17 protein-coding genes are annotated in these 17,149 nt (G+C 71.3%); 8 read left to right on the forward strand and 9 right to left on the reverse strand.

What is annotated here, in order from left to right; translation table 11 throughout:
* Nucleotides 1–41 precede the first annotated feature (41 nt).
* From OG870_RS07050 to OG870_RS07075, 6 genes are all read left to right on the forward strand, one after another.
* Nucleotides 42–527 carry an Lrp/AsnC family transcriptional regulator gene (locus OG870_RS07050; protein WP_266527478.1) on the forward strand — a complete coding sequence of 162 codons (486 nt, stop codon included), beginning with the start codon at nucleotides 42–44 and terminating at the stop codon, nucleotides 525–527.
* A 153-nt stretch (nucleotides 528–680) separates the two neighbouring features.
* On the forward strand, nucleotides 681–1,493 hold the full coding sequence (ddaH, locus tag OG870_RS07055; protein WP_266527481.1) for a dimethylargininase: 813 nt from the start codon (nucleotides 681–683) through the stop codon (nucleotides 1,491–1,493).
* The gene (gene rocD, locus OG870_RS07060; protein WP_266677423.1) at nucleotides 1,490–2,710 is read left to right on the forward strand and encodes an ornithine--oxo-acid transaminase; all 1,221 of its coding nucleotides are present in this window, start codon (nucleotides 1,490–1,492) and stop codon (nucleotides 2,708–2,710) included. The genes ddaH and rocD overlap by 4 nt, the downstream gene beginning before the upstream one ends.
* Before the next feature lie 127 nt (nucleotides 2,711–2,837).
* Nucleotides 2,838–5,300, forward strand: coding sequence for a SpoIIE family protein phosphatase (locus OG870_RS07065; protein ID WP_266677425.1), 2,463 nt, complete (start codon nucleotides 2,838–2,840; stop codon nucleotides 5,298–5,300).
* Between the two features lie 68 nt (nucleotides 5,301–5,368).
* On the forward strand, nucleotides 5,369–6,598 hold the full coding sequence (locus tag OG870_RS07070; protein WP_266527490.1) for a PP2C family protein-serine/threonine phosphatase: 1,230 nt from the start codon (nucleotides 5,369–5,371) through the stop codon (nucleotides 6,596–6,598).
* 293 nt (nucleotides 6,599–6,891) lie between these two features.
* Entirely contained in the window at nucleotides 6,892–7,617 is a 726-nt protein-coding gene (locus OG870_RS07075) for a lysophospholipid acyltransferase family protein (RefSeq protein WP_266527493.1), read from the forward strand.
* A gap of 69 nt (nucleotides 7,618–7,686) precedes the next feature.
* On the opposite strand, the gene OG870_RS07080 is transcribed toward OG870_RS07075, so the two are convergent.
* The 8 genes from OG870_RS07080 to OG870_RS07115 form a co-directional block, all read right to left on the reverse strand.
* A complete protein-coding gene (locus OG870_RS07080; protein WP_266586294.1) occupies nucleotides 7,687–9,282 on the reverse strand; it encodes an alpha/beta hydrolase in 1,596 nt (531 codons plus the stop codon).
* Between the two features lie 139 nt (nucleotides 9,283–9,421).
* Nucleotides 9,422–10,189, reverse strand: a complete 768-nt coding sequence (locus OG870_RS07085) for an urease accessory protein UreD (RefSeq protein ID WP_266527686.1) — start codon at nucleotides 10,187–10,189, stop codon at nucleotides 9,422–9,424.
* Nucleotides 10,177–10,860: an urease accessory protein UreG gene (gene ureG / locus OG870_RS07090; protein ID WP_266527498.1), complete on the reverse strand. Its 684-nt coding sequence runs from the start codon at nucleotides 10,858–10,860 to the stop codon at nucleotides 10,177–10,179. The genes OG870_RS07085 and ureG overlap by 13 nt, the downstream gene beginning before the upstream one ends.
* A gap of 211 nt (nucleotides 10,861–11,071) precedes the next feature.
* Nucleotides 11,072–11,746 (reverse strand): urease accessory protein UreF, encoded by a 675-nt coding sequence (locus tag OG870_RS07095; protein ID WP_266586292.1) that lies wholly within the window; start codon nucleotides 11,744–11,746, stop codon nucleotides 11,072–11,074.
* A 61-nt stretch (nucleotides 11,747–11,807) separates the two neighbouring features.
* The gene (locus OG870_RS07100) at nucleotides 11,808–13,529 is read right to left on the reverse strand and encodes an urease subunit alpha (protein ID WP_266923328.1); all 1,722 of its coding nucleotides are present in this window, start codon (nucleotides 13,527–13,529) and stop codon (nucleotides 11,808–11,810) included.
* A complete protein-coding gene (locus OG870_RS07105) occupies nucleotides 13,522–13,833 on the reverse strand; it encodes an urease subunit beta (protein ID WP_266527506.1) in 312 nt (103 codons plus the stop codon). Before OG870_RS07105 ends, OG870_RS07100 begins: the two co-directional genes overlap by 8 nt.
* Nucleotides 13,834–13,842: 9 nt before the next feature.
* Entirely contained in the window at nucleotides 13,843–14,145 is a 303-nt protein-coding gene (locus OG870_RS07110) for an urease subunit gamma (RefSeq protein ID WP_162468422.1), read from the reverse strand.
* 88 nt (nucleotides 14,146–14,233) lie between these two features.
* Nucleotides 14,234–14,884: a TetR/AcrR family transcriptional regulator gene (locus OG870_RS07115; protein WP_266527511.1), complete on the reverse strand. Its 651-nt coding sequence runs from the start codon at nucleotides 14,882–14,884 to the stop codon at nucleotides 14,234–14,236.
* Nucleotides 14,885–15,035: 151 nt separating this feature from the next.
* On the opposite strand from OG870_RS07115, the gene OG870_RS07120 reads away from it, so the two are divergent.
* Nucleotides 15,036–16,049, forward strand: a complete 1,014-nt coding sequence (locus OG870_RS07120) for an ABC transporter permease (protein WP_266586288.1) — start codon at nucleotides 15,036–15,038, stop codon at nucleotides 16,047–16,049.
* A 113-nt stretch (nucleotides 16,050–16,162) separates the two neighbouring features.
* On the opposite strand, the gene OG870_RS07125 is transcribed toward OG870_RS07120, so the two are convergent.
* Nucleotides 16,163–16,450 (reverse strand): type II toxin-antitoxin system Phd/YefM family antitoxin, encoded by a 288-nt coding sequence (locus OG870_RS07125; protein ID WP_266527516.1) that lies wholly within the window; start codon nucleotides 16,448–16,450, stop codon nucleotides 16,163–16,165.
* A 63-nt stretch (nucleotides 16,451–16,513) separates the two neighbouring features.
* On the opposite strand from OG870_RS07125, the gene OG870_RS07130 reads away from it, so the two are divergent.
* Nucleotides 16,514–17,149 (forward strand): ATP-dependent Clp protease proteolytic subunit, encoded by a 636-nt coding sequence (locus OG870_RS07130; RefSeq protein WP_266527519.1) that lies wholly within the window; start codon nucleotides 16,514–16,516, stop codon nucleotides 17,147–17,149.

Below are 17,149 nucleotides of genomic sequence, written 5' to 3' on the forward strand. Positions count from 1 at the left end.
ATGTGCCGGGCGTGGACGTTCCTGCTGGATACAGTGCCGACATGAACAGCAGGCCCGCGCCGTTCGACCAGACCGACCGGAAGATCATCAACGCGCTCATGGTCAACGCCAGGACGAGCTTCGCCGAGATCGGTGCCGCCGTCGGGCTGTCCTCCACGGCCGTCAAACGGCGCGTGGACCGGCTGCGCGAGACGGGCGTGATCACCGGGTTCACGGCCACGGTGGAGCCGTCGGCGCTCGGCTGGCGCACGGAGGCGTACGTCGAGGTGTACTGCGAGGGCGCGGCCCCGCCTCGACGGCTCGCGGAGGTGGTCCGCAACCATCCGGAGATCACGGCGGCGATGACGGTGACCGGCGGCGCGGACGCGCTGCTGCACGTGCGGGCGCGGGACGTGGACCACTTCGAGGAGGTGCTGGAGCGGATCCGCGTCGAGCCCTTCATCCGGAAAACGATCAGCGTGATGGTGTTGTCCCATCTGCTCCCGGAAAGCCCGGAGGCGGGCGCCACCCAGCCTGCTCCCGAATAAACATCCGGATGCGCAGCACAGCTGCGCCGGACCGGCCGAAGACGCAGCATTCCTGCGCGGACACGCAATTCTTGTTGCTTGTCGCGCGTCTGGGTCACTTCCTACCTTGGTGTCAACCCTCATCGACACCCCAGGAAGCGGAGGAACCCCTCTGTGTCCGACTCCCGTGTGCCGCGTCGGCGGCGCTTCCTCGTCTGCGAACCCAGACATTTCGCCGTGCAGTACGCGATCAACCCCTGGATGCAACCCGACGCCCAGGTCGACGTGGATCTGGCCCATCAGCAGTGGCAGGCGCTGATCGGCGCCTACCGGGCCCACGGCCACAGCGTGGACGCCGTGGAGCCCGCCCCCGGCCTCCCGGACATGGTCTTCGCCGCGAACTCGGCGGTCGTCGTGGGCGGCCGCGTCTTCGGCTCGCTCTTCCACGCGCCCGAACGGCGCCCGGAGTCCACGTTCTACGACACGTGGTTCAAGAGCGCCGGCTTCGACGTCCACCGGCCCGAGTCCGTCTGCGAGGGTGAGGGCGACCTGGTCTGGACGGGCCGCTACGTCCTGGCCGGCACGGGCTTCCGTACGACCCGCGAGGCGCACCGCGAGGTGCAGGAGTTCTTCGGCCACCCGGTGATCAGCCTGACCCTGGTGGACCCGCGCTTCTACCACCTGGACACGGCGCTGTTCGTCCTCGACGACGACAACGTCTCCTACTACCCGGAGGCGTTCTCGCCGGGCAGCCGGGAGGTGCTCGCGCGGCTCTACCCGAACGCCGTGCTCGCCACCGCCGAGGACGCGATGGCCTTCGGCCTCAACTCCGTCTCCGACGGCCGCCACGTCTTCATCGCGCCCCAGGCCGAGGCGCTCACCTCCGCCCTCACCGACCGCGGCTACGTCCCCGTCCCCGTCGACCTGTCCGAGTTCCGCAAGGCGGGCGGGGGCATCAAGTGCTGCACTCAGGAGATCCGTTCATGACCGCTCCCGTCACCACGCGTACGTCCGCCGACCTGATCCGCGCCGAGGAGCCGGTCCTGGCGCACAACTACCACCCGCTGCCCGTGGTGGTCGCCCGCGCCGAGGGCACCTGGGTCGAGGACGTCGAGGGCCGCCGCTACCTCGACATGCTGGCGGGCTACTCGGCCCTCAACTTCGGTCACCGCCACCCGGCCCTGATCGAGGCGGCCCACCACCAGCTCGACCGCCTGACCCTCACCTCGCGCGCCTTCCACAACGACAAGCTCGCCGAATTCGCCGAGCGGCTGGCCGAGCTGACCGGCCTGGACATGGTGCTGCCCATGAACACGGGCGCCGAGGCGGTGGAGAGCGCCATCAAGGTGGCCCGCAAGTGGGCGTACGAGGTCAAGGGCGTCCCCGCCGACCGGGCGACGATCGTGGTCGCCGCGGGGAACTTCCACGGCCGAACGACGACGATCGTCAGCTTCTCTACGGACGAGACGGCACGGGCGGGCTTCGGCCCCTTCACCCCGGGCTTCCGGATCGTGCCGTACAACGACCTGGCGGCGCTGGAGGCGGCGGTCGACGAGACGACGGCCGCCGTGCTCATCGAGCCCATTCAGGGCGAGGCGGGTGTCGTCATCCCCGACGACGGCTATCTGGCCGGCGTGCGGGAGCTGACCCGCCGCGAGGGCTGCCTGTTCATCGCGGACGAGATCCAGTCCGGGCTCGGCCGTACGGGCCGCACCCTCGCCGTCGAGCACGAGTCGGTCGTCCCCGACGTGCTGCTGCTGGGCAAGGCGCTCGGCGGCGGCATCGTCCCGGTCTCCGCGGTGGTCGCCCGCCGGGACGTGCTCGGTGTGCTGCGCCCGGGCGAGCACGGCTCGACGTTCGGCGGCAACCCCCTGGCGGCCGCGGTCGGCACGGCCGTCGTGGAACTGCTGGAGACGGGCGAGTACCAGCGCCGGGCGACCGAGCTGGGCGTGGTCCTGCGCGGCGGCCTGTCCGCCCTGGCCGGCAAGGGCGTCACCGGCTTCCGCGCGCGTGGCCTGTGGGCAGGCGTCGACATCGACCCGTCCATCGGCACCGGGCGCGAGATCGGCGAGCGGCTCCTTCGGGAGGGGGTCCTCGTCAAGGACACCCACGGCTCCACGATCCGGCTGGCGCCACCGCTGACGATCACCGGGGAGGAGCTCCGGTCGGCGCTGGGAGCACTGGAGCGGGTTCTGGGTTCGTGACCCCGGTGGGGAGTGGGGGCGGCCGGACCCTGGCCCCCCACTCCCCACCGATCCCCCAGCCGGTGCCCGAAGGGTGAAGACTGGGTCAAGAGGTGGTAGACCACTCTCAGCGACAGAGAGGTCGGCCGTGGGCACTCACGAGGAGCAGGACGTCGCCCGGCAGCGGTTCGACGTGGCCGATGCCGTGCCCTTGTTGCTCGACGCACGGGGTGTGGTGGCCAGCTGGACGCGGGACGCCCAGCGGCTGCTGAGGTATACGGCCGCCGAGGTGGTGGGCACCGGGGTCGCCGGGCTGCTGCACGACGAGGACGCCGCGCGGCTGCCCGAGCTGGCCGAGCGGTGCCGCAGGGACGGCGGCTGGGCGGGGCTGCTGACCGCGCGCCGCAGGGACGGGCAGCAGGTCAAGCTCATGGTGCGGGTCACTCCGGCCTCGGAGCTGGGAGGCGCCCGGCGCTGGCTGGTGCTGCTGTGTGAGATGGCCGGGGCTCGGGGCTGGGACATGAGCCGCTCGGTGCTGGAGCAGATGGTCACGGGATCACCCGTCGGCATAGCGATCGTGGACGCGAATCTGCGCTGTGTGTGGTCGAACGCGGCACTGGAGCAGTTCGGCGGCGGCGCCGCCGGTGAGCGGCTGGGGCGGCGGATGTCGGAGATCCAGCCGGGCCTGGACTCCGAGGCCATCGACGCGCAGATGCGGCGGGTGCTGGAGACCGGCGAGCCGGTGTTCGGGTACGAGCAGGTGGGCCAGGTGCGCTCGGCGCCGCACCGGGAGACGGCGCACATGCTGTCGTTCACCCGCCTGGAGGACGACCACGGCCACCCGATGGGCGTGTACTACACGGTCGTCGACATCACCGAGCGCCATCGCGCCCGGCAGCGGCTGGCCCTGCTCGACCGGGCCGGTGAGCGCATCGGCCGCACCCTCGACATCGTGCGGACCGCGCAGGAGCTGGCAGACGTCGCCGTGCCGGACTGCGCCGACTTCGTCTCCGTGGACCTGCTGGAGTCCGTGCTGCGGGGCGCGGAGCTGGCGGCCGGGCCGCTGAGCGCCACGGACCCGGTGCCGTTGCGGCGCGCCGGGCACCAGTCGGTGAACCCGGGCGCCCCGGAGGCGGCCGTGCGGGTCGGCGAGGTGGCCGCGTATCTCCCCGGATCGCCCCCGATCCATTGTCTGGCCACGGGCAGCTCCTGGCGTGAGGAGCGCCTCGATCCGCTCGCCAAGGCGTGGGCCGCCAACAGTTTCGGCGGCCGGGAGGCGACCTTCCTGGAGCTGGGGCTGCACAGCGTGATGATCGTGCCGATCCTGGCGCGGGGCGTCACCCTGGGCGTCACCACCTTCTTCCGGCGCAGGCGTCAGGAGCCGTTCGACGAGGACGACCTGAGCCTGGCCGAGGACCTCGTGTCACGGGCGGCGGTCTGTGTGGACAACGCCCGCCGCTACACCCGCGAGCGCAACGCCGCGCTGGTGCTGCAGCGCAGCCTGCTGCCGCGCCGGCTGCCCGAGCAGAACGCGGTGGAGGTGGCCGCCTGCTACCGGCCGGCCGACGAGCTGACCGGCCTCGGCGGCGACTGGTACGACCTCATTCCGCTGTCCGGCGCGCGCGTCGCCCTGATCGTGGGCGAGGTCCCGGGCCACGGCATCGACGCCGCCGCGGCCATGGGCCGCCTCCGCACCGCCGTACGCACCCTCGCGGCGCTCGATCTGCCGCCGGAGGAGGTACTCGCGCACCTCGACGACCTGGTGGCGCGGACGGCCCGCGAGGAGGGCTTCGAGCCGGACGCGCCGGGGGACGCCGGCATCCAGGTCGCCGGTTCGGGTTGTGTGTACGTCGTCTACGACCCCGTCGACGGGCAGTGCACGATGGCCGCCGCGGGCCATCCCGCGCCCGCCGTGGTCATGCCCGACGGCAGTGTCAGCTTCGTGGACCTCCCGCAGGGGCCGCCGCTCGGCGCCGGCGGCCCGCCCTTCGAGGCGGTGGAGCTGGCCCTCGCGGCGGGCAGCACGCTGGCCCTGCACACCGACGGGCTGCTGGCCCGCGAGGACCAGGACTGGTCCGTGGACGCGGACCGCGACCGGCTGCGCCGGGCCCTGGAGCGCGTCGAGCCCTCGCTCGACCTGCGCTGCCGGGCCGTGGTCGACGCGCTGGTGCCCGCCCGCCCGCACGACGACGTGGCCCTGCTGATGGCCCACACCAGGCTGCTGGGCGCGGACCAGGTCGCGGACTGGGACCTGCCCGCGGATCCCGCCGTCGTCGCCGACGCCCGCAAGGAGGCCGCCCGGCAGCTGGCCGAGTGGGGCCTGGAGGAACTGGTCTTCACCACGGAACTCGTGGTCAGCGAGCTGGTCACCAACGCCATCCGGTACGCCGAGGGCCCCATCCGGCTGCGCCTGATCAGGGAACGGGCCCTGATCTGCGAGGTCTCCGACGGCGGCGCCACCGCACCCCATCTGCGCCATCCGCGCACCACGGACGAGGGCGGCCGGGGACTGCTGCTGGTCTCCCAGCTGACCCAGCGCTGGGGTACCCGTTTCGTACCCGAGGGAAAGGTGATCTGGGCCGAGCAGTCCCTGGAGGAGACTCCGGCCTGATCCGGGGACCCGCCCGAATGTCACAAGGGGTGGGAAAATAGCGTGAACCCGGCGGTGAGGCGGTGGCCATGAACGATGCGGCGATCGACTACGCGGGGGTGTTCCAGTGTCTGCCGGGCATGGTGGCGCTGCTGACCCCCGAGCTGGTGTACGCGGACGCCAACGAGGAGTTCCTCCGGTCGTCCGGGCGGGCCCGCGAGCAGGTGGTCGGCCGCTATCTGTTCGACGTCTTCCCGGACAACCCGAACGACTCGGCGGCATCCGGTATGCGCAATCTGGCGGCCTCGCTGCAGCGGGTGCTGGAGACCGGCCGGCGCGACGCCATGGCCCTGCAGCGCTACGACGTGGAGAACCCCGAGCGGCCCGGGGTGTGGGAGGAGCGCTACTGGAGTCCGGTCAACGCGCCGGTGCTCGGGCCGGACGGGAAGGTGGCGCTGCTGGTGCACCGCGTCGAGGAGGTCACCGAGCTGATCAGGGCGCGGGGCGGGCGCGTCGGCAGCCGGGGCCGGGTGCTGGAGGCGGAGCTGTACACCCGGGCGCGCGAACTGCAGGAACTCAACGAGCGGCTGCGGCAGGCGCATGCCCGCGAGCGCGAGGTGGCCCTCGCGCTGCAGGAGGCGATGCTGCCCGCCCCCCGGCAGGTCGGCCACCACCACGCGGCCGTGCGCTACCGGCCCGCCGTCGGCGCGCTCAACGTGTGCGGTGACTGGTACGACCTCGTCGACCTGGTGGGCGGCGACCGCATCAGCGTGGCGGTGGGCGACGTGGTCGGGCACGGTCTCGCGGCCGCGTGCGCCATGGGCCAGCTGCGCAGCGCCCTGAGCGCCGCCTCGCGCGTGGCCGACGGCCCGGCCCAGGCGCTGAACGTGCTGGGGCGGTACGCGCACGTGGTCGACGGCGCCGAGTCCGCCACCGTCGTCACGACGTTCATCGACTTCGACGAGCGGACCATCACCTACAGCAGCGCCGGGCATCCCCCGCCCGTCCTCGTCCATGCCGAAGGCCGTGTCGAGTTCCTCGACCAGGCCACCGACCCGCCGCTCGACGCCGAGGCCGACCCGGCCCCCAGACCGCAGGCCCGCACGGAATATGCGGCGGGTGCCGTCCTCGCCCTGTACACGGACGGCCTGATCGAACGCAGGGACGAGGACATCGACACCGGCCTGGCACGTCTCGCCGACGCCCTCGGCCGCCACCGCGGTGCGGGCCCCGAGGTCCTCGCGGACGCGGTGCTCCTGGAGCTGCTGTCGCCGGTGGGCGCCACCGACGACACCGCCCTGGTCATCGTGCAGCTGTGACCGGGCGGAACCGATCCGGACAGAGCGGCACCGAGCAGAGGGGGCGGCGTGTACGCAAGGGCCGGGAGCCTGCCAGCAGTTGGGCGTGATCGAGCCATGAATTCGCATCCGGTTGCTGTCTACCGGCCGGTAACTGGAGGCTGGTGCCGCAGTTGTCCCCCCGCTCGCGACGCGGCATCCCGCCGTGTTCCGGCGAACTGCGCCTGCACATACACTGGCAGCCCCACGACACGCCGGTTGACCTGCTGGAACGCGGCGGCACAGGCGATCCGCCGGAGTGAGGAGCGACCCCTTTGTTCTACTACGTGCTCAAATACGTGTTGTTGGGACCACTGCTGAGACTGGTTTTCCGGCCTCGTATCGAAGGACTCGAACACGTACCGGCAACGGGTCCGGCCATCGTCGCCGGCAACCATCTGTCGTTCTCGGACCACTTCCTGATGCCGGCGATCCTCAAGCGCCGCATCACCTTCCTCGCGAAGAAGGAGTACTTCACGGGGCCCGGTATCAAGGGCCGCCTCACCGCGACGTTCTTCCGCAGCGCGGGGCAGATCCCGGTGGACCGCACCGGCAAGGAAGCGGGCCAGGCCGCGATCCGCGAGGGCCTCGGCGTTCTGCGCAAGGACGAGCTGCTCGGCATCTACCCGGAGGGCACCCGCTCGCACGACGGCCGCCTCTACAAGGGCAAGGTCGGCGTCGCCGTGATGGCACTCAGGGCACAGGTCCCGGTGATTCCCTGCGCGATGATCGGCACCTTCGAGGCACAGCCCCCCGGCAAGGTGATCCCGAACCTCCACCCCGTCGTCATCCGCTTCGGCAAGCCCCTCGACTTCTCCCGCTACGCCGGCATGGAGAACGAGAAGGCGATCCTGCGGGCCATCACCGACGAGATCATGTACGCGATCCTGAAGCTGTCCGAGCAGGAGTACGTCGACGAGTACGCCGCCGTCGCCAAGGCTCAGCAGGCGGAGCAGGAGCGCGCGAAGGAGCGCCGGTTCCCGCGGATGCCGCTGCGATAGGGCGGGCAGAGCAACGGATGAGGGGCGGCCGGAGTGTTCCGGCCGCCCCTCACTTCGTTCAACTGCCGGTTACGGCTTGGGCGTTGCGTGCGGGGTGCACGTCACGTCCTGGGTGTCCAGCTTGCCGGTGAGCAGGTAGCTGTCGACCCGAGGGTTGATGCACGGGTTGACGAGACCGGTCACACCGTGCGAGCCCGCGTCCTTCTCGGTGATCAGGCGGGAGCCCTTGAAGCGCTTGTGCAGTTCGACGGCGCCGTCGTACGGGGTGGCGGCGTCACGCGTGGACTGCACGATCAGGACCTGCGGCAGCCCCTTGTGCGTCTTGACGTCCACGGGGCTGGTCTGCTTGACCGGCCAGGTGGCGCACGGCAGGTTCAGCCAGGCGTTGGCCCAGGTCATGAACGGGTACTTCTTGTTCAGCTCGGTGTTGTCGCGGTCCCACTTCTTCCAGCTGGTGGGCCACTTGACGTCCGTGCACTCGACGGCCGTGTAGACGGCGTTGCCGTTCTCCGCGCTGATGTTGCCCGCGGTGTCCGACAGGTCCGGGGCGGCGGCGTCGACCAGCGCCTGGGTGTCACCGGCGACGTACTTGCTGAAGACCGTCGCGACCGGCACCCACGAGGAGTCGTAGTACGGGGCGCTCTGGAAGAACCCGATCAGCTCGGCCGGGCCGACGACCCCGCCGATGGGGTTCTTCTTGGCGGTGGCGCGCAGTTCGAGCCACTTCGCCTGTACCGCGGCGCGCGTGGTGCCGAGGTGGAAGGTGGCGTCGTTGGCGGCGACCCAGTCCTCCCAGTCATTCCAGCGGCCCTCGAAGGCGACGTCCTGGTCCAGGTTGGCCTGGTACCAGATCTTCTCCCGCGAGGGGTTGACCACGCTGTCCACGATCATGCGGCGCACATGGCCAGGGAACATCGTGCCGTAGACGGCGCCGATGTAGGTGCCGTAGGAGACGCCCAGGTAGTTGAGCTTCTTCTCGCCGAGCGCGGCACGGATCACGTCCAGGTCGCGCACGGTGTTGGGCGTGGTCATCTGCGCGAGCATCGCCTTGCCGCTGCGCTCGGCGCACCCGTCGGCGTACTCGCGGGCCAGCTTGCGCTGGGCCAGCTTGTCGGCCTCGGAGTCCGGCACCGGGTCCGCCTTGGGCGCCTTCACGAACTCCTGCGGGTCGATGCAGGAGATGGGCGCGGAGTGGCCCACGCCGCGCGGGTCGAAGCCCACGAAGTCGTACGCCTTGGCCGTGTTGGCCCAGATCGGGTTCTTGGCGGTGACCCGGGTCGGGAAGCGCATGCCGGAGGCGCCGGGGCCGCCGGGGTTGTAGACGAGGGCGCCCTGACGCTCCGCCTTGGTGCCGGTGTTGCCGATGCGGTCGACGGCGAGCTTGATCTGCTTGCCGTACGGCTTGGCGTAGTCGAGCGGGACGCTGACCCAGCCGCACTGGATCGGCTTGGCGAACCCCCAGTCGGCGGGGCAGTCCTGCCAGTCGATGCCGACCGCGGCGGCCCGCTGGGCGGCGATGGTCTCTCCGCGCGCCTCGCGGTCCTGTCCGTGCCGCGAGCCGGAGCTCGCGCTGGCACTCGGCGCCGCGACGGCGCCGGCTATGAGTGCGGCCGTGACGAGCGCTCCGGCCGAGCCGAGCGCCGCAACCCGCCTGTTCCGTCTCATATCCCTCAAGTGGGACCTCCCCCTTCGTCCTTGCAATTGGTAGGGGGATCCTTTCGGCTGTGAAGTCTCCGAGGACAGGGGTCGTTGACCTTCTTTACCAATCCGATAAACGGAGATGACGGTCCCGCTCAGCGGAGATTCAGCCGAGAGCGGCGAGCGCCTCGTCCAACACCCGCCGCAGCCGCAGGGCGTCGGTGGCCACGGCGCTCACGAGCACGGCGGGCCCGGCGAGCGGCACAAGCGCGGCCCCCTCGCCCAGCACCCGGGCCGCCACCGGCTCCGCCCCGAACTCCGGCCGTACGACGACGAGTTGCCCCACGGCCCGATGTCCGCCCAGCACGGCAGGACCGTCCCAGCCGCCCGGCGCTCCGGGTCCACAGGCCAGTTCCTGGTCGAGCAGGGTCCGCCCCTCGACCCGCACGGTAAGACGACTGGTCAGCCGCCCGGGTTCCTCGCCGACCCGCCCGAGCACCTGTTCCTCTCGCAGCACGAGCCGCGCGCCGGCTCCGAGCTCGGCTCGCGTCGTGACGTACAGATCGCTGCCCTTGGCGGAGATCAACTGCTCGGGCAGCCACTCCAGTTCCGCCTCGTCGGCGACGTCGAGCCGCACGTCGTAGTGTGCCTCGCCCTTCGCCTGTCCGGGAAGCGCGATGGTGGCGGCGGCCGACCCGACACGCAGCCGCGCCCCGCGCTCCACCCTCGCCTCCACCGCGAACCGGTCCCCGCCGAGGGGCCCGCTCATCGCCCCGACGAGCATGACCCGCGCCTCGGCGCCACTCCCCCGCGTCCGCCGCAGCGCGAGCGGCCCGTCCCCCTCCAGCGCGGGAAGGGCCGTACCGCCCCTGCCGTCGTCCCGGGCGACGATCCGAGCGGTGGCCCGTACTCCGCTCACGATCACGCCGCCCAGGCGGCGAGCCGCTGCCGCACCCAGTCGGCCACCTCCCGTACACCGGCCTCGGTCCGCAACGACTGCAGGACGACGGGCAGTTCGGCCCGCTGCGCCTTGGCGTCGGCCGCCATCCGCCCGAGGTCGGAGCCGACGTACGGCGCGAGGTCGGTCTTGTTGACGACGAGCAGGTCGGCCGTGGTCACCCCCGGCCCGCCCTTCCGCGGAATGTCGTCACCGCCCGCGACGTCGATCACGAAGATCTGGGCGTCGACGAGCCCCTTGGAGAAGGTCGCCGTGAGGTTGTCCCCGCCGGACTCGACCAGGATCAGATCCAGCGGCCCGACCTCGTCCTCCAGGTCCTCGACCGCTTCGAGGTTGGCGGAGATGTCGTCCCGGATGGCGGTGTGCGGACAGGCTCCCGTCTCCACGGCGGTGATCCGCTCGGGCGGCAGCACAGCTTCGCGCAGCAGGAATTCGGCGTCCTCGCGGGTGTAGATGTCGTTGGTGACGACAGCGAGGGACAGCTCGTCCCGCAGGGCCCGGCACAGTGCGGCGACGGTGGCGGTCTTGCCCGACCCGACGGGCCCACCGAGCCCGATCCGCAGCGCGCGCCGCGAGCCGTCGGGGCGCCGGGCGTCGGCACTGAGGGCGGCGGGGCCGTCGTGGGTGTGAGAGTGGTCGAGATGCATGGAGCGGCTCCTCTTGTTCCTTCTTCGGTGCACTCGTGTCTGTCTTTCCTTCGGTGCACTCTCGGCTGTATTTCTTCGGTGCGCTCTCAGCACGGGTCCGGCCCGTTCAGCCCGTCCGGCGTTTGAGGACGAGGCCGTTCAGGCCGAAACGGGGGTCAGGGGGCGGAGCCCCCAGGGTCGGGACGGGAAGGGGCGAAGGGGGCGAACACACCTACGAGGCGAACAACCGGACGCCCCAGGCGGCATGCAGCTCGGCGGCGATCTCCAGCAACGGCGCCGAAGCCGCGGGCAGTGCATCGACCCCCGCCTCGGCAACGACCCCCGCCGCCTCCACCGCCCGATCCGCGACGCGATCCATCTCGGGCGCCAGCCGCGCGAGCACGCGCGTGGCGTCGAACGGATCAAGACTCAGCAACCGCACGGTCGCGCTCGCCGGCCCGCTCACACTCTCGTACGCCGCGCAGTAGGCCGCGTCCTCGGCCCCCAGCCCCGCCGCCCGAGCCGCAAGCCCCAACACCACCGGCTGATGCGCCCCCTTGGGGAACTCCCTTGCCACGGCGTCGAGTTCGTCCGCGGGCCAGGTCGCCCGAGCGGCCCGCATCAACTGCCGTCCGAGCTTGCGCGCAGCGAGCCGCAGCGCGGGCGACGGCGTGCGGGCATCCGCGGCCGCGTCGAGTTCCACGGGATCCACGCCGAGCGCGGCAGCCGCGGCCAGCGAGGCCGCGACCAGACCGGCCGTGTGCAACCGCCCCCGGCAGAAGCTCTCCAGGCTCGCGTCCCCGGTGATCCGCCCGGCCTTGACGGCCGCCTCGGCCCCGCCGGAGTGCGCGTGGCCGCCGGCGGGAAAGCGCCCGTCGGCCAGTACGAGAAGTGCTGCCCGCGACATCAGGACCACTCCGCCGGAAGGGTCAGAAGAGTCACAGGAGTCGGAGAAGTCGGAGGAGTCATCAGAACAGGAAGTAGCGCTGGGCCATGGGCAGTTCGACGGCGGGCGCCGCCTCGACGAGTTCCCCGTCGATGTGCACGGCGAAGCTGTCGGGATCGACCTGCACCCGTGGCCGCGCGTCGTTCTCGCGCATGTCGGCCTTGGTGACCCCGCGCGTCGACTCGATCGCGACGAACCGCTTGCCGAGCGAGAGCCGCTCCGGCAGCCCGTCCTCGATGGCGAGCGGTGCCACGAAGTTGAAGGAGTTCGCGGCGGGCGCCCGCCCGATCGCCCCGTACATCGGCCGCGGCAGAATCGGCTGCGGCGTCGGGATCGACGCGTTGGCGTCGCCCATCTGCGCGTACGCGATCTGCCCGCCCTTGATGACGAGGTGCGGCTTGACGCCGAAGAACGCCGGCTCCCACAGCACCAGGTCGGCGAGCTTGCCGGTCTCCACCGATCCGACCTCGTGCGCAAGACCCTGCGCGAGGGCCGGATTGATCGTGTACTTGGCGACGTAGCGCCGTACCCGATGGTTGTCGGCACGCCCGTCGCCCGGCAGCGCACCCCGGCGCCGCTTCATCACATGGGCCGTCTGCCAGGTCCGCATGACGACCTCGCCCACGCGCCCCATGGCCTGGGCGTCCGACGAGATGATGGAGATCGCGCCCAGGTCGTGCAGTATGTCCTCGGCCCCGATGGTGGACGGCCGGATCCGCGACTCGGCGAAGGCCAGGTCCTCCGGCACCGCCGCGTTGAGGTGGTGGCACACCATCAGCATGTCGAGGTGTTCCTCGGCCGTGTTGACGGTGAAGGGCCGCGTCGGGTTGGTCGAGCTGGGCAGCACGTGCGGCTCGGAGACGACGGTCATGATGTCCGGCGCGTGCCCGCCGCCCGCACCCTCGGTGTGGTACGCGTGGATGCCGCGCCCCGCGATGGCGGCGAGCGTGTCGCCCACGAACCCGGCCTCGTTGAGCGTGTCCGTGTGGATGGCGACCTGTACGCCGGTCCGGTCCGCGACCGTCAGCGAGGCGTCGATGACGGCAGGCGTCGAACCCCAGTCCTCATGCAGTTTCAGGCCGAGCGCGCCGCCGCGGATCTGCGACAGCATCGCCTCGTGCGAGACCGTGTTGCCCTTGCCGAGGAACCCGATGTTGAGCGGGTACTGCTCCATCGCCTCCAGCATCCGCGCGAGATGCCACGGACCGGGCGTCACCGTCGTCGCCTTCGACCCCTCGGCCGGTCCCGTGCCACCGCCCACCAGCGTGGTGACACCGGCGGACAGCGCCTCGTCGGCGATCTGCGGGCAGATGAAGTGGACGTGCGCGTCGATGGCACCGGCGGTCACGATCCGCCCGTTGCCCGCGATGACCTCGGTCTCGGGCCCGATGACGAGGTCCGGGTGGACGCCGTCCATGGTGTCGGGGTTGCCGGCCTTGCCGATGCCGGTGATCCGGCCGTCGCGGATGCCGATGTCGGCCTTGACGATGCCCCAGTGGTCGATGATCACGGCACCCGTGATCACCGTGTCGGGGGTGCCGTCGGCGCGCGTGGCACGCGACTGGCCCATGGATTCGCGGATGACCTTGCCGCCGCCGAACACGGCCTCGTCACCGGCGAGTCCGGGACCGCCGGAACGATCCTCCTCGATCTCGATCAGCAGATCGGTGTCGGCGAGCCGGATGCGGTCGCCGGTGGTCGGGCCGAACAGGTCGGCGTACGCGGCGCGCGAGATCTCAGGCATCGAGGGCACCTCCGGTCTCGCCGCGCAGGCCGGGCACCACGCGGGCGCCGGCGAGCGGAACGAGTTCGACGTCTACGGGGATGCCGGGCTCGAAGCGCACGGCCGTACCGGCGGCGATGTTGAGCCGCCTGCCGCGCGCGGCGGCCCGGTCGAAGTCCAGACCGGGGTTGGCCTCGGCGAAGTGGTAGTGGGAGCCGACCTGGACGGGCCGGTCGGCGGCGTTGAGGACGGTCAGCCGGATGACCTCGCGGCCCTCGTTGTACACGACGGGCTCGTCCGCGAACAGGATCTCGCCGGGAATCATCGGGGCACCTCAGACGATCGGGTCGTGGACGGTGACGAGCTTGGTGCCGTCGGGGAAGGTCGCCTCGACCTGCACGTCGTGGATCATCTCCGGGATGCCGTCCATGACGTCGTCGCGGGTGAGCAGTTTGCGCCCGGAGGACATGAGCTCGGCGACCGTACGGCCGTCACGGGCGCCTTCGAGGATGTGGGAGGTGATCAGCGCGACCGCCTCGGGGTGGTTGAGCCTGAGTCCACGGGCCCGGCGCTTCTCGGCCACGTCGGCCGCCACGTGGATGAGCAGCCTCTCCTGCTCGTGCGGTGTCAGTTGCACGTCCCACCTCACAGTCCTCGCTCCGGACCGTGCGGGGTCCGGTTGCCTCAGCCCCGGGGCAAAGTCCCTGGTGGCGTGGATCGAGAGGCTAGTTGGACCGGGTTTCAAGCACGTTAACCGAGTTGTGATCCCGCACGCTCATCAACGCCCGCAGACCGTCGCGCAGGACGTCGGCCGGCATCGGCCCGAAGAGGGCCTGCTGTGCGAGGAAGCCCATCGCTGACGCCATCATCGTGCGGGCCACGTGGTCCGGGGCCACGTCCGGCCGCATCGTCCCCGCGTCCTGGTACGCCTGCACGATCCGCGCCCAGGCCTCCTGCACACCGCCGTAGCCGTCGCGCAGAAGGGCCGCCAGCTCGTCGTTGCGGAGTGTCTCCGTCCACACCTGGACGACCAGGCGCGGGAAGGCGGGCCGCCCGTCCACGGTCACGGACTCCTTGGTGGAGAGGACGCGGCTGAGGACCGAGGCGACCAGGAGGTCCGGGGGCGGGGGCGGGCTGCTGCGGGCCGCCTCCTCGAAGCCCTCATGGACCTGGCCGAGCACCTCCCCGACGATGGCCGCGATGAGCTCCTCCTTGCCGCTGAAGTAGCGGTACACGGCCCCGGCGGACAGATCGACCTCCTTCAGCACGTCCTGCATGGACGTGGCGTGGAATCCGTTGCGGGCGAAGCAGCGGGCGGCGCCGTCGAGGATCTGCCGGCGGCGGGCGTCGAGGTGTTCCTGGGATACGCGGGCCATGGTTCCCAAATTAAAACGAACATTCCTTCTTGACAAGGCGCACGGACGGCGGGACGGTGGAGACACCCAAAACGAACGATCCTTCTTTTTATTCTCGCTCCCGCTCCCGCTCCCGCCCCCCTCCCGCTCTCGATCCCGGAAAGGGAACCCCATGCCCACCGACTCCGCTACGCCCACGAAGGCGCACCGCCGACGTCTGATCGCGGTCGTCGTCCTCGTCCCGGTGCTCGCCGCACTGGCGCTGTGGGCCTTCGCCTGGCCCGCCGCCCGCACCGCACCCCGCGACCTGCCGCTCGGCGTGGCCGGCCCCCCGGCCGCGACGGCCCAGCTGGAGAGGCAACTGGGGCAGAAGGAGGGCGCCTTCGAGATCCACCACTACTCCGACGAGACCGCGGCCCGCCACGCCGTCGAGGACCGGACCGTATACGGCGCGGTGGCCGTGACGCCCCAGGGGCCCGAACTGCTGACCGCGTCGGCCGCGAGCCCGATGGTCGCGCAGCTGCTGCGGCAGGCGGTGGGAGAGCAGGCCTCGGCCGCCGGCACGCAGATCCGTACGGTCGACGTCGTGGCCGCCCCGGCGAACGACCCCCGTGGCGCGGCACTGAACTCCAGCGTGCTGCCGCTCGCCCTGGCCGGGATCGCGGCGGGCGCGGTGGTGACCATGCTCGGGCTGCGCGGCGTCCGCGCCGTGGCCGCCCTGGTCGTTTCCGCCGGCCTGGTGGGCGTGGCCGCGGCCTGTATCGCGCACAGCTGGCTCGGGGTGCTCACCGGCGACTGGTGGGCGGAGGCCGCCGTGCTGGGCCTGTCGACACTGGCCGTGAGCGGCGCCGTCGCCGGGCTAGCCGCCCTTCTCGGCCGGGCCGGCCTCGGGATCGCCTCCGGCGTCGTGATGCTGTTCGGCAACCCTTTCTCCGGCGCGGCGTCGGCCCCGCAGATGCTGCCGGAGCCGGTCGGCGCGATCGGGCAGTGGCTGCCACCGGGCGCGAGCACGACCCTGCTCCGCTCGGTGTCGTTCTTCGACGGCGCGGCGGCGACCGGCCCCGTCCTGACACTCACCTGGTGGGCCGTGCTGGGCCTGGGCGCCGTACTGCTCGGCCAGGCGCTCAAGGCGCGCGCCAGGACGGGCGAGCCGGCCGCCGAGCGGGAGCTCGCCCGCGTCGGCTGATCGCCCGTCATATCCGACCGACCGTGCATCCCCGCTGTAGCGGACGGGGGTGCACGGTCTTTTCGTCTATTACGAGGGATCCGCATCCGCCTCTTGTGCAAGGGATCCGTCTCCTACGAGGGACCCGGCCCCCGATGGTGCGCGGCGATGCCGAAGCGCTGCTGTTCGCGGGGAGCGGACGCCGCCTCGCGGACGGTGGAGACCGAGCTGATCACCTGGTCCTCGGCCGGCTCCTGGATCTCCTGGAGTTCCTCGAGTCGTGCGAGGTCAGCGGCGGAGACAAGGGCGACGAGGGGCTTGCCATGCCGCGTCACGACGACGCGCTCACCGCCGTACACCACCCGGTTGATCAGGTCGGCGAGCTCAGCCCTGGCTTGCGTCACCGGAATCTCGTAGGCCATGCCCCCATCATAACGTCACGTACGTCCTGTACATTTTTTACAGACGCCGAAGGAGGGGCACCCATGACCCGACCGACCGCCCGCTATGTCCTGCCCGAGATCACCGAGCGCACGAGCTACGGGCACAAGTCGCTGGATCCGTACTCGAAGCTGCTGGAGGAGCGGATCGTCTTCCTCGGGACGCAGGTCGACGACACCTCGGCGAACGACGTGATGGCGCAGCTCATGTATCTGGAGCACAAGGACCCGGACCGGGACATCGCGCTGTACATCAACTCGCCCGGCGGCTCGTTCAGTGCCATGACGGCGCTCTACGACACGATCCAGTACGTCACCTGCGACGTGGCGACGACCTGTCTGGGGCAGGCGGGTTCCTCCGCCGCGGTGCTGCTGGCCGCCGGCACGCCGGGCAAGCGGTTCGTGCTGCCGGGCGCCCGCGTGGTGATCCATCAGCCGTCGCTAGCCGAGCCCGTCGAGGGGCAGGCCAGCGATCTGGCCATCCAGGCCGAGGAGTTGACGCGGATGCGCTCCCGCCTGGAGGAGATGCTCGTACGGCACACGGGACGCAGCGCGCAGCAGGTGAACGCGGACATCGAGCGGGACAAGATCCTGGATGCCCAGGGAGCGGTGGAGTACGGGCTGGTGGACCAGATCATCCCCAGCCGCCGGACCACCCTCGCCCCGCCCACCGGTCGGTGA

Origin of the sequence: Streptomyces sp. NBC_00461, assembly GCF_036013935.1 — a bacterium.
Classification (GTDB): Bacteria; Actinomycetota; Actinomycetes; order Streptomycetales; family Streptomycetaceae; genus Streptomyces.